15 protein-coding genes, 1 pseudogene and 1 riboswitch are annotated in these 14,498 nt (G+C 62.9%); of the genes and pseudogenes, 3 read left to right on the top strand and 13 right to left on the bottom strand.

Features of this window, described 5'->3' with window-relative positions; all coding sequences use genetic code 11:
• Positions 1 to 58 precede the first annotated feature (58 nt).
• The 6 genes from A4R29_RS08080 to A4R29_RS08055 form a co-directional block, all read right to left on the bottom strand.
• Positions 59 to 352, bottom strand: a complete 294-nt coding sequence (locus tag A4R29_RS08080; protein ID WP_063171653.1) for a hypothetical protein — start codon at positions 350 to 352, stop codon at positions 59 to 61.
• Between the two features lie 148 nt (positions 353 to 500).
• Positions 501 to 2,414: a 1-deoxy-D-xylulose-5-phosphate synthase gene (dxs, locus tag A4R29_RS08075; protein WP_013532789.1), complete on the bottom strand. Its 1,914-nt coding sequence runs from the start codon at positions 2,412 to 2,414 to the stop codon at positions 501 to 503.
• Positions 2,415 to 2,556: 142 nt separating this feature from the next.
• Complete coding sequence (locus tag A4R29_RS08070) at positions 2,557 to 3,477, bottom strand: pirin family protein (protein ID WP_063171652.1); 921 nt, start codon at positions 3,475 to 3,477, stop codon at positions 2,557 to 2,559.
• Positions 3,478 to 3,516: 39 nt separating this feature from the next.
• Entirely contained in the window at positions 3,517 to 3,783 is a 267-nt protein-coding gene (locus A4R29_RS08065) for a DUF2277 domain-containing protein (RefSeq protein ID WP_013532791.1), read from the bottom strand.
• 110 nt (positions 3,784 to 3,893) lie between these two features.
• Entirely contained in the window at positions 3,894 to 4,145 is a 252-nt protein-coding gene (locus tag A4R29_RS08060; RefSeq protein ID WP_013532792.1) for an exodeoxyribonuclease VII small subunit, read from the bottom strand.
• Positions 4,146 to 4,148: 3 nt separating this feature from the next.
• Positions 4,149 to 5,075, bottom strand: a complete 927-nt coding sequence (locus tag A4R29_RS08055; RefSeq protein WP_063167671.1) for a histone deacetylase family protein — start codon at positions 5,073 to 5,075, stop codon at positions 4,149 to 4,151.
• Positions 5,076 to 5,196: 121 nt separating this feature from the next.
• A riboswitch (cobalamin riboswitch) is annotated at positions 5,197 to 5,376 on the top strand.
• A gap of 3 nt (positions 5,377 to 5,379) precedes the next feature.
• Here A4R29_RS08055 and bluB point away from each other — a divergent pair.
• Positions 5,380 to 6,105, top strand: a pseudogene (gene bluB / locus A4R29_RS34995) (5,6-dimethylbenzimidazole synthase); the annotation flags it as partial.
• 122 nt (positions 6,106 to 6,227) lie between these two features.
• Here the strand turns inward: bluB and A4R29_RS08045 are convergent.
• Entirely contained in the window at positions 6,228 to 7,211 is a 984-nt protein-coding gene (locus A4R29_RS08045) for a hypothetical protein (RefSeq protein WP_063171650.1), read from the bottom strand.
• 288 nt (positions 7,212 to 7,499) lie between these two features.
• Entirely contained in the window at positions 7,500 to 8,108 is a 609-nt protein-coding gene (locus A4R29_RS08040) for a TetR/AcrR family transcriptional regulator (RefSeq protein WP_013532796.1), read from the bottom strand.
• A gap of 120 nt (positions 8,109 to 8,228) precedes the next feature.
• On the opposite strand from A4R29_RS08040, the gene A4R29_RS08035 reads away from it, so the two are divergent.
• Positions 8,229 to 9,452: an MFS transporter gene (locus A4R29_RS08035; RefSeq protein WP_027164157.1), complete on the top strand. Its 1,224-nt coding sequence runs from the start codon at positions 8,229 to 8,231 to the stop codon at positions 9,450 to 9,452.
• Positions 9,453 to 9,489: 37 nt separating this feature from the next.
• Here the strand turns inward: A4R29_RS08035 and A4R29_RS08030 are convergent, their stop codons facing one another.
• The 3 genes from A4R29_RS08030 to aroC all read right to left on the bottom strand — a co-directional run bounded on the left by A4R29_RS08030 (position 9,490) and on the right by aroC (position 12,387).
• Positions 9,490 to 10,032, bottom strand: a complete 543-nt coding sequence (locus A4R29_RS08030; RefSeq protein WP_027164158.1) for a GNAT family N-acetyltransferase — start codon at positions 10,030 to 10,032, stop codon at positions 9,490 to 9,492.
• A gap of 33 nt (positions 10,033 to 10,065) precedes the next feature.
• Positions 10,066 to 11,166: a 3,4-dihydroxy-2-butanone-4-phosphate synthase gene (gene ribB / locus A4R29_RS08025; RefSeq protein WP_027164159.1), complete on the bottom strand. Its 1,101-nt coding sequence runs from the start codon at positions 11,164 to 11,166 to the stop codon at positions 10,066 to 10,068.
• Positions 11,167 to 11,277: 111 nt separating this feature from the next.
• Positions 11,278 to 12,387 (bottom strand): chorismate synthase, encoded by a 1,110-nt coding sequence (aroC, locus tag A4R29_RS08020; RefSeq protein WP_013532800.1) that lies wholly within the window; start codon positions 12,385 to 12,387, stop codon positions 11,278 to 11,280.
• 178 nt (positions 12,388 to 12,565) lie between these two features.
• Here aroC and A4R29_RS08015 point away from each other — a divergent pair, with 178 nt between their 5' ends.
• On the top strand, positions 12,566 to 12,826 hold the full coding sequence (locus A4R29_RS08015; RefSeq protein WP_013532801.1) for a DUF1344 domain-containing protein: 261 nt from the start codon (positions 12,566 to 12,568) through the stop codon (positions 12,824 to 12,826).
• 169 nt (positions 12,827 to 12,995) lie between these two features.
• Here the strand turns inward: A4R29_RS08015 and A4R29_RS08010 are convergent, their stop codons facing one another.
• Both A4R29_RS08010 and fabI read right to left on the bottom strand, forming a co-directional pair.
• Positions 12,996 to 13,583 (bottom strand): histidine phosphatase family protein, encoded by a 588-nt coding sequence (locus tag A4R29_RS08010; RefSeq protein ID WP_027164160.1) that lies wholly within the window; start codon positions 13,581 to 13,583, stop codon positions 12,996 to 12,998.
• 44 nt (positions 13,584 to 13,627) lie between these two features.
• The gene (gene fabI, locus A4R29_RS08005; RefSeq protein ID WP_013532803.1) at positions 13,628 to 14,446 is read right to left on the bottom strand and encodes an enoyl-ACP reductase FabI; all 819 of its coding nucleotides are present in this window, start codon (positions 14,444 to 14,446) and stop codon (positions 13,628 to 13,630) included.
• Between the last annotated feature and the right edge of the window lie 52 nt (positions 14,447 to 14,498).

The raw sequence follows: 14,498 nt of genomic DNA, 5'->3' as shown, positions 1-14,498 counted from the left end.
GCGGCAAAGCACGATGAAACGATCGGGCAATCCCGATCAGGGCTTGCTGGTCTCTAGCTCAGAATACGCTTCGCGAAACCGGGCGCTCGACGGCCGGAGACAACCCATCCGCACGCCCTCCCGACGCTTGCTCGCGTGAAGGCTCGATGGCAACCGCAGGTGCGGGAACGGGGGCCGGCAGAACCACCAGTTGCGGCACCTGCTTGAAGGAAAAGCCGCCGCGGATGTCGCCCATCTTGCCGGCGACGATGCCCATGGCCGCCTTTTCGAGGCTGCGATCATAGCGCGTTTCGGCTGTGGCCGGCGCGACGATGACGGCGCAAAGCGCTGCGCCCCACAGAAGCGTTTTCATTGTTGCTGTCTCCCTGCCTGATCACGATCTAGCAGGGCGCCGTTGAAAAACGGCCAAGAGACACGGTAAGCAAAGCGCCAAACCGCAGCGTAAACAACGCGTTAAGAACGTTGGCCGGCAAACTGATTCAAGTCACTGAGACTTTGATTCAGGCGCGCTGGGCGCGAACCGTATGCCCGAGCGCGACGAACACGGTGCGCACGATGCCGGCAGCATCGAGCCCGGCATCGGCATACATCTTTTCCGGCTTGGCGTGGTCGGTGAACGCGTCGGGCAGCACCAGCGGGCGCACCTTCAGGCCGCTTTCCAGCAGGCCTTCATGGGCGAGGAACTGCAGCACATGGCTGGCGAAGCCGCCGACGGCGCCCTCCTCCACCGTCACCAGAACCTCATGCGAGCGGGCCAGCCGCCGGATCAGATCCTCGTCGAGCGGCTTGGCGAAACGGGCGTCGGCGACCGTGGTGGAGAGCCCGGCAGCCCCTAGCTCCTCGGCGGCGATCAGGCAATCCTGCAGCCGTGTGCCGAAGGACAGCAATGCTACCTTGGTGCCCTCCCTGACGATGCGGCCCTTGCCGATTTCGAGCACGGAGCCACGCTCCGGCATGTCGACGCCAACGCCATTGCCGCGCGGATAGCGAAAGGCGATCGGGCCGTCATCATAGCTTGCCGCGGTGCGTACCATGTGGCGCAGCTCCGCCTCGTCGGCCGCCGCCATCACCACGAAGCCCGGCAGTGTCGCCAGGAAGGTGGTGTCGAAGGCGCCGCAATGGGTGGCGCCATCGGCGCCGACGAAGCCGGCGCGGTCGATGGGAAAGCGCACCGGTAATTTCTGGATGGCGACGTCGTGGACGACCTGGTCGTAGGCGCGCTGCAGGAAGGTGGAATAGATGGCCGCGAACGGCTTGTAGCCTTCGGTGGCGAGGCCGGCGGCGAAGGTCACCGCGTGCTGTTCGGCGATGCCGACATCGAAGGTCCTCGACGGGAACGCTTCGCCGAACAGGTCGAGGCCGGTACCGCTCGGCATGGCTGCGGTGACGGCGACGATGCGGTCGTCCTCGCGGCCCTCCTGGACCAGGCTTTCGGCGAACACCTTGGTGTAGGCCGGTGCGTTGGCCGGCGCCTTGGCCTGCGCGCCGGTGATGACGTCGAACTTGTTGACGCCGTGATATTTGTCGGCGGCGGCTTCCGCCGGCGCATAGCCCTTGCCCTTCTGGGTGACGACATGGATGAGCACCGGGCCTTCGCCATTGTCTCGGACATTTTTCAGGACCGGGATCAGATGCTCCAGATTGTGGCCGTCGATCGGGCCGATGTGATAGAAGCCGAGTTCCTCGAACAGCGTGCCGCCGGTGACGTAGCCGCGTGCATGCTCGACCGCCCTTGTGATCGCACGATCCGCACGCTTGCCGAGATAAGACGTCAGTTTTTTGCCGAAATCGCGCAGGCCGATATAGGCCTTGCCGGAGGCCAGCCGCGCCAGATAGGCGCTCATGGCGCCGGTTGGCGGCGCGATCGACATGTCGTTGTCGTTGAGAATGACGATCAGCCGTGCATCGAGCGCGCCGGCATTGTTCATCGCCTCGTAGGCCATGCCGGCAGACATGGCGCCGTCGCCGATGACGGCGATGACATTGTTGCGGCCGCCGGAGAGATCGCGGGCCGCGGCCATGCCGAGGCCGGCCGATATCGATGTCGAGGAGTGGGCAGCGCCGAAGGGATCGTACTCGCTCTCGGCGCGGCGGGTGAAGCCGGACAGGCCGCCTTCCTGGCGCAGCGTGCGGATACGGTCGCGGCGGCCGGTCAGGATCTTGTGCGGATAGGCCTGGTGGCCGACATCCCAGATCAGCCGATCATCGGGGGTGTTGAAGACATAGTGCAGCGCCACCGTCAGCTCGACCACGCCAAGGCCGGCGCCCAGATGACCACCCGTGCGGGATACCGCGTCGACCAGCTCGGCGCGAAGCTCGGACGCCAGTTGCGGCAGTTCACTCTCGGCAAGCATGCGCAGGTCGGCCGGGATGCGGGCCTTGTCGAGAAGCGGCGTATGCGGCGTTGCGTTCACGGTGCTCAGGCTTTCGGTTGATGGGCGAAATAGGCCGCCGGCCGGCGAAAGTAAATGCGTGTCAGTGACGCGGATCAGACTGTGGTCTTTTGCTTCTATGCAGGTCGTTTCCCCAAAACCGGGCCACTTTGGGCGACAGGCATCAGCTTTCCGGCAGCGGAATGAACTCTTCCTCGTCTCCTGGAACGATGTCGAAGCGGCCTGTCTTCCATTCCTCTTTCGCCTGTTCGATACGCTCTTTCGACGACGAGACGAAATTCCACCAGATGTAACGCTTCGAACCAAGAGAGGCGCCGCCGAACAGCATGAAATGCGCCCCGGTCTGCGACGACACGACGATCTCGTCACCGGGACGGAACACCAGCAGCCGTTCGGCTGGGAACACATCGCCCGAAATCGAGACCTCGCCTTCCAGCGTGTAAATGGCGCGCTCTTCCGCATCGGCAGGGATTTTCACGCTGGCGCCGGGCGCCAGGCGCAGGTCGGCGTAGAGCGTCTCCGAATCGGCCCTGACCGGGGACCGTAATCCTTGGAAATCGCCGATGATGAGGCGCCCGTTGACGCCTTCGGCATCAATCTGGGGAAGCCTGAGCGCTCCTGTGTTCTCGAACACAGGAGCCACCTCTTCCTTGTCGTCCGGCAGCGCCAGCCATGTCTGCAGGCCGGATACCGACATCGGCGCGCCACGCAGTTCCTCCGGCGTACGCTCCGAATGGACGATGCCGCGGCCGGCGGTCATCAAATTCACGTCGCCGGGCTGAATGACCATTTCGGTGCCGAGGGAGTCGCGGTGCCGGATCTTGCCGTCGAACAGATAGGTGACCGTCGACAGTCCGATATGCGGATGCGGACGGACGTCCAGCGCCTGGCCGGCCCGCAGGATCGCGGGACCCATGCGGTCGAAGAAGATGAACGGACCGACCAACCGCCTTTTTGCCGTTGGCAGGGCACGGTGCACCTGAAAACCACCGATGTCCTTGGCGTTCGGAACGACCATCAATTCGATCTGATCGCTGGCGAACGCATCGCCCACCTCAGGGTCTTTCCCGGGGAAGAAGCTCATGGACTCTCCTTGTCGGTGGTCGAAGGCCGCCTGGCCGCATCAGGCAAAGCGGATGGCCGCCTTTGCCCGCAGCTTGGCCGCCACCTCTTCGCGATTGCGCGGATGCTGATGGGTTTCCAGGGAATCGAGCAGTTCGCGCGCCGAGGCCGCGATGGCGTCGACGGCATGATCGAAGGCGTGCTGGTTCTGCTTCGAGGGTCGCGTCGTTCCGCTCAGCTTGCGGACGAACTGAAGGGCCGCGTCGCGCACCTCGTCATTGGTTGCCGGCGGATCAAAATTGAACAGGGTCTTGATGTTTCTGCACATCGCTTCCGTATCTCCTCTTGTCCTTGAGCTGTTTCAATCGCAACGAGTTATATCCTCGATCATGATCATGTCCAAAAACCGGTGAGGCGAGGCCATCGTTCGGACCGGCCTCAATCCGCGTCGAGCGGCTCCGTTCCAACCGGCTTGCCGTCGCGCGACAGCCTGATCTTCTCGACCTTGTCCTCGGCGGCCTTCAGCAGCCGGTCGCAATGCGCCTTCAGCGCCTCGCCACGTTCATAGATCCTGATCGACTGGTCGAGCGGCACGTCGCCACGCTCCAGATCATCGACGATCTTCTCCAGCGCATCGAGTGCCTGCTCGAAGCTCATCGCCTTGACGTCTTCGTTGGTCTCACCAGCCATCGTTCATCCTTTCATCAGTCGACCGACATGGGCGGCGACCGAAAATGCCAATCCCTGCAGATCGTAGCCGCCCTCGAGCAGGCTGACGAGCCGGTTGCCGCTGTGGCGTGCCGCGCGCTGCATCAGCTGGCCGGTCGCCCAATCGAAATCATCCTCGGTCAGATTGATCTCGGCCAGCGGATCGCGGTGGTGCGCGTCGAACCCGGCCGAAATGATGATCAGGTCGGGCGCGAAATTGTCGAGCGCGGGCAGGACGCGCGACAGGAAGGCATCGCGAAACACTTCGCTGCCGGTCTGCGGCGCCAGCGGTGCGTTGACGATGTTGCCGGCGCCCGTTTCGGTCTTCGCTCCGGTGCCGGGATAAAGCGGCATCTGGTGTGTCGAGCAATAGAGCACCGAGGGATCGTCCCAGAAAATATCCTGCGTGCCATTGCCGTGATGCACGTCCCAGTCGACGATGGCAACGCGCTCGACACCGTGTTTCTTCTGCGCATAACGCGCCGCGATCGCCGCCGTGTTGAACAGGCAGAAGCCCATGGCCGTGGTCTTTTCGGCATGATGGCCGGGCGGCCGGGCGGCGACGAAGACGTTGTCGGCGCGGCCCGAAAAGACATCATCGACGGCGGCGTTGGCGGCGCCGATCGCGGTGATCGCCGCTTGCCAGCTCTTAGGACTGGCAGTGGTGTCGGCATCGATGCGGGCAATCCCCTCGTCGGGAATGGCGGCGCGCACGCGGGCGACGAAATCGGCAGGATGCGCGTAGAGGATGGTGGCCTCGTCGCCTTCCGGCGCCTGGATACGATCGAGCCCGGCAAAGGCTTCCTCATCGAGCACGCGCTCGATGGCACGCAGGCGGTCGGGCCGCTCGGGATGTCCGGGCGGCGTGAGATGCTCGAGGAAGATCGGATGCGTGTAGAGACGGGTGGTCATCGTCCTAATCTAGTGACCCGGATCGACAAAGGCCATGCACGGGCGGCCGATGACTGGGGAAAATCGCGCCTGCGTCCATTCGCGTCGCCGCGGGCATTGGCCTCGCCGGCGCTTCGGCGTAAGGTTCTTGGTACTGCCTGGTGCCCGCCGCAAGCGGGAGAATCGGGAACACGGTTGAATTCCGTGGCGTGCCCAACGCTGTGAGGGGGACCGCGCCGGTAAATGCCACTGTCGATGACGGGAAGGCACCGGACGCGGGTTGATCCCAAGCCAGAAGACCGGCCTGGCAGGCATCGTCATCCGCATGGTCAGGCGGATGACATCACAGCGACGTGCGTCCATTTGGACGCACAAAGTACGCTCTGACCGTTTTGAATCTGCAATCGCAAGGGGACAAGCGATGCCGGAACATATGACCGCTGCCATTGACGATGGATTCGACCAGAATGCGCGCGATGCGGTCTATCGCGCCATGTTCACGCGGCGCGACGTGCGCAGCCATTTCCTGCCCACCGCGATCGATGACGACGTGCTGGCGCGGCTGCTGCTTGCCGCCCATCATGCGCCATCGGTCGGCTTCATGCAGCCATGGAATTTCATTGTCATTCGTGACATCGAGCGACGCGAAAGGGTGCGCGACCTGTTCCTGGCCGCGCGCGAGCAGGAACTGCCGGCGATCGAGGCGGAAAAACAGGCGCTGTACCGCAAGCTCAAGCTGGAAGGCATCTGCGAGAGCGCGCTCAACATCTGCATCACTTGCGACCGGCAGCGCTCGAAAGGTTCGCCTCTGGGACGCTGGCACAATCCGGAGATGGATCTCTACAGCACCGTCTGCGCGGTGCAGAATTTCTGGCTGGCCGCGCGTGCCGAGGGCGTTGGCGTCGGCTGGGTGAGCATCATCGAGGCTGAGGCGCTGAAGCGGCTGTTGGCCATTCCGGATCACGTAACGCCAATCGCCTATCTCTGCGTCGGCCGTGTTTCCGAGTTCGCTTCCAAACCGGACCTTGAAACGCATGGTTGGGGACGGCGGCTGCCGCTGCCGGAACTGATCATGAGCGAGACGTTTTCCGGGCAAGGCGAGACACAGCTGAAGTCCACCGTGGCGCGCCTCAACACCGTTTCTGCCTCACCAGACACCACCTGCCCGGCCGATCAGGGTGTGGCGCCGGCCGTACCCCAGCGCGAACCGCCGAAGGAGGCGAGCGCCTTGTCCTTGAGCTCCCTGAACTTCGACGACGCCTCGGCCAACCGGGCGTCCCAGGCCGGATCCGGCACCTGGCCCGCGATGGTCTTGAAATAGACCTGCATCAGGCAAGCGATGGCGAAAGGCTCGATGAAGGCCGCCTTGAACGCCCAGGCGAAGACGATGGCGAGCACGAAGGCCCAGCCGGCGAGCTGGCCGGGCATCAGGAACAGAATGGCGCCGGCAGGCGCCAGCATCATCAGAAAGATGACGAACGACACGCCCCACATGATGACCGCCAGCCAGACGGCGTTCTTGACCATGACCTTGCCGTTCTGGGCATAGAGCACGACGCCTTGGCGCGCCGTCTCGAAGGGTGAGGCTGAATTGATGCGGATGTTGTAGCCGAGGATGATCTCGTCGACATAGGTCAGCGACAGGCGGATCACCGTGTTGATGAAGGAGACCAGGCCGCTCAGGCCCGGTATCGGCAGGAAGGCGGCGATACCGCCGAGCAGGCCGGTGATGGCGCGGATGGCACCCTTGACGAGTTGGTCGACGACGAAAAGGATATTGGCCTCGGCAAAACGCTGGGCCACGACATCCCTGGCGTAGGCGATCTGGTCCTGACCGCCGGGAATGTCGCGGCCGTCGATCAGATGAACCATGACGGCGATGTGGCCGGCCTTGACGATATAGAGGATGTATTCGCGGATCCAGTAGACCGCGATCGAGACGATGCCAAACCCGACCACGCCGCCCCACAGGGCAAAGGACATGGGCCCGTCGGGATCGGTGGAGATATGGCCGACACCATAGCCGACCGAGGCACCGGTGCCGGTCGCCATGATGTAGGCCAGCGTGATGCCGAAATAGACGATCATACGAAAGACGATGAACGGCCAGGTCCGCATCATGATGGACACCGACCGGCCGATCTCGAAATCCCACATGTGCCCCGAATCTCCGCCTCAGAGATGGTGGAAGAGGATGAACTCAACCCGGCGATTGTCAATTGCCGGCCCCTGACGCCGAAGCGCGACGAATTCGGGGCAACGGTTTTCTTTCGCAGCCTTTCGCCGGCGCGTTGTCTGACGGAGCATCAAACGAAAAACCCGCCTGTGCGGCGGGTCACCGGCGCAAATCAGCACCATGGACGAATATGTACCTTAGCTGAGGGCAGGTGTCAAGAAAAAATTCCTATCGGGAACAGATGCCGGCACGAAAGCTCCGGTGGGAACTCAATTCGACTGCGGATCCGGCTTCTTGAGCAGGCCTTCGAGCAGTTGCTTGAACGCCGTCACCACCTTCTTGGACGTCGCTTCGGGGTCGTCCGAATTGGCGATCCGTTGCGCTGCCTGGCTGCTCGCTCCGTTGATCAGTCGCGAGGCCGTCTCGGGGTCGAGGCTCGAGACAACGACCCCCTCCTCCTGCAGCGCGGTCAGATGGTCGGTCATTGACACGATGCACGCACTGGCATTCGGCCATTGCGCTGGATCCCCCAGCACGGCCGGGCCATCCCGGAACATGATGCGCTGGATTTCCGGCTCCAGCGCCATCTCGATATAGGTCGAGCACTCGTCGACGAAATGCTGCCAGCGGGTCGGCGCTCTCGACGCGACCTCATTGATGCGCGCCGCCATCTCGCCGTCGATCTGGGCTATGACCGCCTGCAGCAGCCCCTTCTTGTCGCCAAAATGATGATAGAGCGCGCCGCGCGTCAGCCCGGCCGAAGCGGTGAAATCATCCATCGAGGCTTCCGCATAGCCTGTTGTGCCGAAGGCATGGCGGGCCGCCGCGATCAGCTTTGCGCGCGTCTCGGCGATCATCTCCTTGCGGGGTCTGTGCATGGCTTCTGGCCCTATTCACATACGTAACGTATGCCAATTGACATACGCGGCGTATGCTCTATTTAACAATCATACGCTTCGTATGTAATTGCCGAATCGTCCTTTGTCGAGGAACCACCCATGCAAAATCCCTATTCGGAAATCTTTCGTGCCCCCGGAGCCAAGGGCTTTGCGGCCGCCGGATTCATGGCGCGCCTGCCGATCGCCATGGCGCCCATCGGCATCGTGGCGATGCTGTCGCAGACGCGTGGCGAATACTGGCTGGCCGGAGCCGTCTCGGCAACATACGCTCTGGCCAACGCTTTCGTTGCGCCGCAGATATCGAGACTGGTGGACCGCCTGGGCCAGACACGGATCGTCGTGCCCACCACCATCATCGCGGTGCTGGCTTTCGCCGTCCTGATAGCGGCGGCCAACCAGGACTGGCCGGTGTGGACGCTGTTCGTGTCGGCCCTACTGGCCGCGGCCATGCCAAGCATGCCGGCGATGGTGCGGGCGCGCTGGACAGAGATTTTCCGCGGACGGCCGCAGATGAACACCGCATTCGCCTTCGAGTCCGCGGCCGATGAACTGGTCTATATCGCCGGGGCATCGCTATCGGTCGGTCTCAGTGCTGCCCTGTTCCCGGAAGCCGGCGTTCTGGTGAGCACATTATTTCTCGCATTCGGATCAGCGGCCTTCATCCTGCAACGCTCGACGGAGCCGCAAGTGCGGCCGGTGGACCATGGCTCAAGCGGCTCGGCGATCCGCCTGCGGCCGGTTCAGATCATCACCTTCGCCCTGATCTTCATCGGCGCGACCTTCGCGACGACGGAAGTCAGCACCGTGGCGATCACCAAGGAGCTTGGCCAGCCCGGCGCCGCCAGCCTTGTCATCGGCGTTTACGCGCTGGGATCGTTCGTGCTCGGCATCATCGTCGGCGCGCTCAGCCTGAAGGCGCCGCTGCAACGCCAGTTGGCCATCGCAGTCGCCCTCGTCGCGCTCGGCACGCTGTTGCCGCTCACCGCCGACACCGTGCCACTGCTGGCGCTGACTGTGTTCATCAGCGGCGTGGCGATCTCGCCGACCTTCATCACCGCCTTCGGCCTGATCGAGCGGCATGTGCCGGAGGCGATGCTGACCGAAGGCATTACCTGGGTCATGACCGGCATCGGCATCGGCATGGCGCTCGGCTCGTTCGCGGCCGGCGCGGTGGTCGATGCGTTCGGTGCCCAGAACGGGTTCTGGGTCTCTGTGGCTTCAGGCACGATCGCGCTGGCCACGGTGCTGCTTGGCCAGCGCAGCCTTGCCACGGCTGAGTGCGAGATGGACGGATGCGAAGCAGCCGCGATTGCTGCGGAATAGTTCCGGCGCGCCCGGGCCTTAGGCCGGGCGCGCCGCTCTAGGCGGCCGGGCCTGAAATATTGACTCTTCTTGGGTGCGCCAATGCCAAAACTATCGTTGGCGCCCCATGCAACATCACCTCTTTTTCGAAGACGAAGCCACATTTCTCCAGCACCCGTCGCGAAGCCGGATTGGCGGGGCGGACGAGGCCGACAACCCGATCGGCACGCAAGGGGCCGAACGCGGTGCGCAGTGCTTCCGTCACCAATTCCGTGGCATAGCCATGTCCCCAGCTCGCCGGATGAAGATGATAGGACAGGTTCAGACCGTCGAAATCCGCCGATACCGTGACGCCGCCGAAGCCGACCAGCTTTTCGTCCGCCTCGACCGCCCAGCGGCCAAAGCCGTGCTTGTCCCAATGACCGATGTCGCGCGTCAGCCGCGCGGCGCTCTGCTGGGCTGTATCCGGGACAGGGTCCGGACGATGAGCAACAAGCTCCCGGCGCGAAAAGAGGTCGATCAGGAAATCCAGATCAGCCTCTTCTGGGCGGCGCAGCAAAAGCCGCTCGCTGCGCTGGCTGGAAGGCAGAGACGCATTCATCCGTCTTCTCCGGCAACCGGATCGGCGGGAGGCTCAGAGGATCTCCGTCTTGGCGATGTGGATGCCAAAACCTTCGAGGCCGACATAGTGGCGTTCGCGCGAGGCGATCAGGTTGATCGAGGAGATGCCGAGATCCTTGAGGATCTGGGCGCCTAGCCCGATCTCGCGCCACTCGTTTTCGCGGCGGCGCGCCTCTTCGTGATCCTCGCGGTCGCCGCTTGCCGGCCGCTTGCGCTCCTGATGCGCAACGCCGACGGAGCCTTCTCTGAGATAGACGATGACACCGCGCCTGCGCTCGCCCATTGTCTTCATGATGGCGTCGAGCCGGTGGCTGGTGCCGAAGACATCGGTCACCACATCCTCGGAATGCAGACGCACCGGCACGTCCTCGCCGTCACGAATGTCGCCGAAGACGATGGCGACGTGATGCATGGAGTCCCACGGCAGCGTGTAGGTGAAGACCTGTGCCTTGCCGCCGAGCGTGTCGATTTCCGAGCAGGCGACGCGTTCGACCAGCGTTTCCTTGCGCTGCCGGTAGGCGATGAGGTCGGCGACCGAAACCTGCTTGAGGCCATGCTCCTCGGCGAAAGCCTGCACCTGCGGACCGCGCTTGACGGTGCCGTCATCATTGACCAGCTCGGAAATGACGCCAACCGGCGGCAGGCCGGCGAGCTTGCACAGATCGACCGCTGCTTCGGTATGGCCTGAGCGCATCAGCACGCCGCCTTCGCGCGCAATCAGCGGAAAGATGTGGCCGGGCCGGACGAAATCCGAGCCACCGACATTGCCGTTGGCAAGATTGCGAACGGTCAAAGTGCGATCTTCGGCCGAGATGCCGGTCGTGGTGCCATGCTTGAAATCGACGCTGACGGTGAAAGCGGTGGTGTGGGCGGAATCGTTGTCGGCGACCATGGGGGCAAGGTTCAGCCGCCTGGCTTCTTCGCGCGGCATCGGCGTACAGACGATGCCGGAGGTGTGGCGAACGATGAACGCCATCTTTTCGGGCGTGCAGTGGACAGCGGCGACGATCAGGTCGCCCTCGTTCTCGCGTCCGTCATCATCCATGACGACGACGATCTCGCCGCGTTCGAAAGCACGCAGGGCTTCGACGATTTTCTTCTGGTCGTAAGGCATAAGTGCTCGCTTTGCTCGCAGGGGAATAAGGGAGTAGGGCAGTAAGGGAGTAGGGAAAAGCAAAAAGATTTGGCCGGCCGGGCTAAGAGCGCAACATATTCCCCTATTCCCCTATTCCCCTATTCCCCTCCCCGTCTGTCCCCGATGCCGCAGATAATGATCGGCGATCGCACAGGCAACCATTGCCTCGCCGATCGGCACGGCGCGGATGCCGACGCATGGATCGTGGCGGCCCTTGGTCATGATCTCGACGTCCTTGCCGTCCTTATCGATCGACTTTCGCGGGGTCAGGATCGACGAGGTCGGCTTGACGGCGAAACGGGCGACGATTGCCTGGCCGGTCGAGATGCCGCCGAGGATGCCGCCGGCATTGTTGGACAGGAACACCGGCTTGCCGTCATTGCCGATGCGCATCTCGTCGGCATTCTGCTCGCCGGTGATGCGGGCGGCCTCGAAGCCGTTGCCGATCTCGACGCCCTTGACCGCGTTGATCGACATCAGGCCGGAGGCGATGTCCTGGTCGAGCTTGGCATAGATCGGCGCGCCGAGGCCCGGTGGAACGCCGTCGGCGACGATCTCGATCACCGCACCGACCGAGGAGCCCGCCTTGCGGATGCCGTCGAGATACTGCGTGAAGACAGGAACGGAAGCCGGATCGGGGGTGAAGAACGGATTTTCCGCATCGCCGATGAAATTCCAGTTCCAGTTGGCGCGATCGATGGATTTCTCGCCCATCGACACCAGCGCACCGCGCACCACCACGCCGGGCACCACCTTGCGCGCCAAGGCACCGGCCGCCACTCTGGCTGCCGTCTCGCGGGCCGAGGAGCGGCCGCCGCCACGATAATCGCGCACCCCGTATTTGACGTCATAGGTGTAGTCGGCATGGCCGGGCCGGTACTGGCGGGCGATCTCGCCATAATCCTTTGAACGCTGGTCGACATTCTCGATCAGCATCGACACCGGCGTGCCGGTGGTGATCATCGTCTCGCCGTCCTCGTCGAGGATGAAACCTGACAGCACCTTCACTTCATCTGGTTCGCGACGCTGCGTCACGAAACGTGACTGTCCCGGACGGCGCTTGTCGAGTTCGGCCTGGATCTCGTCGCGCGTAAAGCGGATGCCGGGCGGACAGCCGTCGACCACGCAGCCGAGCGACGGGCCATGGCTTTCGCCCCAGGTGGTGACGCGGAAAAGGTGGCCGAACGTGTTGTGAGACATGAAATACCCTGCCCGGCATCGGAGCCGGCTGAAGATTGCGTTCTATTGGCGTTTTTCACAGGGGTCAAACTGTGATCTGGCGGATTTAGTTTTGACACATTCGGTTGGTTTCTGCTCTGCTCCATCCGCTGTTGAACAGCCCGCCGCCATGCCGGTGCAATGATAAAGAGGAACGATTATGCGTACCCTGATTAGCGCCGTTGCCGCCACGCTGCTGCTTTCCACCGCCGCTTTCGCCGGCCAGACCGAAGGCCTGATCAAGAAGATCGACAAGGACACGGCGACGCTGACGCTGGATGACGGCAAGTCCTACAAGCTGAACGCAGAGACCGATCTCGACGCGCTGAAGCCGGGCATGGACATCGTCATCGCCTACGATGTGACCAATGGCGAAAACGTCATCACCGACATGGAACTGCCGGACAGCTCAGCCAACTAGAGCTTCCAACCTCAATTGAATGCAGCGTTTGCGGTTCAGCTTTCGCCGAGCCGCCTGCGAAATGGCCTAGAGCGTGTTGCGTCTGAACGGATTTCAGGCGACCCGCTTTAGGTCTTTGTTTTATGTATGTCGTTCTCCCAAAACCGGGGCCACTTTTGGGCGACATGCATCAAAGCCACTCCAGACTCTTGCCTTCGAGCTTGAGCAGGCGATCCTGCGGTATTTCCAGGTTCGCTGCCTCGTCCTCGGCCCATCCCAGAACGAAACGAAACAAGGTGCGCATGACGCCGCCATGGGTCACGCATATCGTCTGGCGTTCGATCGCGTCGAAGCATGGCCTCACCCGTTCGAGCAGCATCTGATAGCTCTCGGCGCCTTCGCCGGGCGGCTGGAAGTTCCACTTGTCCAGAGCACGCGTCCCGCTTGCTCCGGGATACCGCGTCTCCAGCTCGGGAAAGGTAAATCCCTGCCAATCGCCGAAATTGACCTCGACGAGGCGCGGATCGGTTCGATAGGCATCCGGATCCAGCTTCATCGCGGCGCGAATACGCTGCATCGTTTCGCGCGTCCGTTTCATCGGACTGGCGACGAAGTCGAATTCCCAGGGATCTGGAACCAACGCAGCTAGCCGAAGCCCGTTGCCGGTCGCCTGTTCGCGGCCAAGAGCATTGAGATCGGTGTCAGCCTGCCCCTGAAGCCGCATTTCGGCGTTCCACGCGGTCTGGCCGTGGCGCGCGATATAAACCAGCGGGTACATCAGGTCTTCCGGTGCGGATCGGGACGGACGACGGTTGGGGGGTGCTAGTCCTTGACCGTCGAAATATCAGGCGCGTCGACCGCCTTCATGCCGACGACGTGGTAGCCCGAATCGACGTGGTGCACTTCACCGGTGACGCCGCGCGACAGATCGGACAGGAAATAGACGCCGGAATCGCCGACTTCCTCCTGCGTCACCGTCTGCTTCAGCGGCGAATTGTACTCGTTCCACTTCAGGATGTAGCGGAAATCGCCGATGCCGGAAGCGGCAAGGGTCTTGATCGGGCCAGCCGAAATGGCGTTGACGCGGATCTTCTTGGCGCCGAGATCGACCGCCAGGTAGCGCACGCTGGCCTCGAGCGCCGCCTTGGCGACACCCATGACGTTGTAGTGCGGCATCACCTTTTCGGCGCCGTAGTAGGTCAGCGTCAGCAGTGAGCCGCCATCGGTCATCAGCGCCTCGGCGCGCTTGGCGATGGTGGTGAAGGAATAGACCGAAATGTCCATTGTGCGCAGGAAATTGTCGCGTGACGTCTCGACATAGCGGCCGGTCAGCTCATCCTTGTCGGAGAAGGCAATGGCGTGGACGAGGAAATCAAGCTTGCCCCAATGTTTGGCGACATTGGCGAAAACCTCATCCAGGCTCGCCGGATCGGTGACGTCGCAATGGCCGGCGACAAAGGCGCCCAGTTCCGCCGCCAGCGGCTCGACACGCTTCTTGAACGCCTCGCCCTGATAGGTCAGCGCTATCTCGGCGCCATGATCGACGCAGGCCTTGGCGATGCCATAAGCGATCGACCTATTGTTGGCGACGCCAAGAATGAGGCCGCGCTTGCCGGCCATTAGGCCCTGTCCACCCGCCATGTGAGCGCTCTCCGCAAGATTTCAGCTTTGTGGGTTGCCCTATCGCACAGGC

Origin of the sequence: Mesorhizobium ciceri biovar biserrulae (genome assembly GCF_001618845.1) — a bacterium.
GTDB lineage: Bacteria > Pseudomonadota > Alphaproteobacteria > Rhizobiales > Rhizobiaceae > Mesorhizobium > Mesorhizobium ciceri.
Note: the sequence above shows the minus strand (reverse complement) of the source record. Positions and strands in the feature narration are given on the sequence as shown.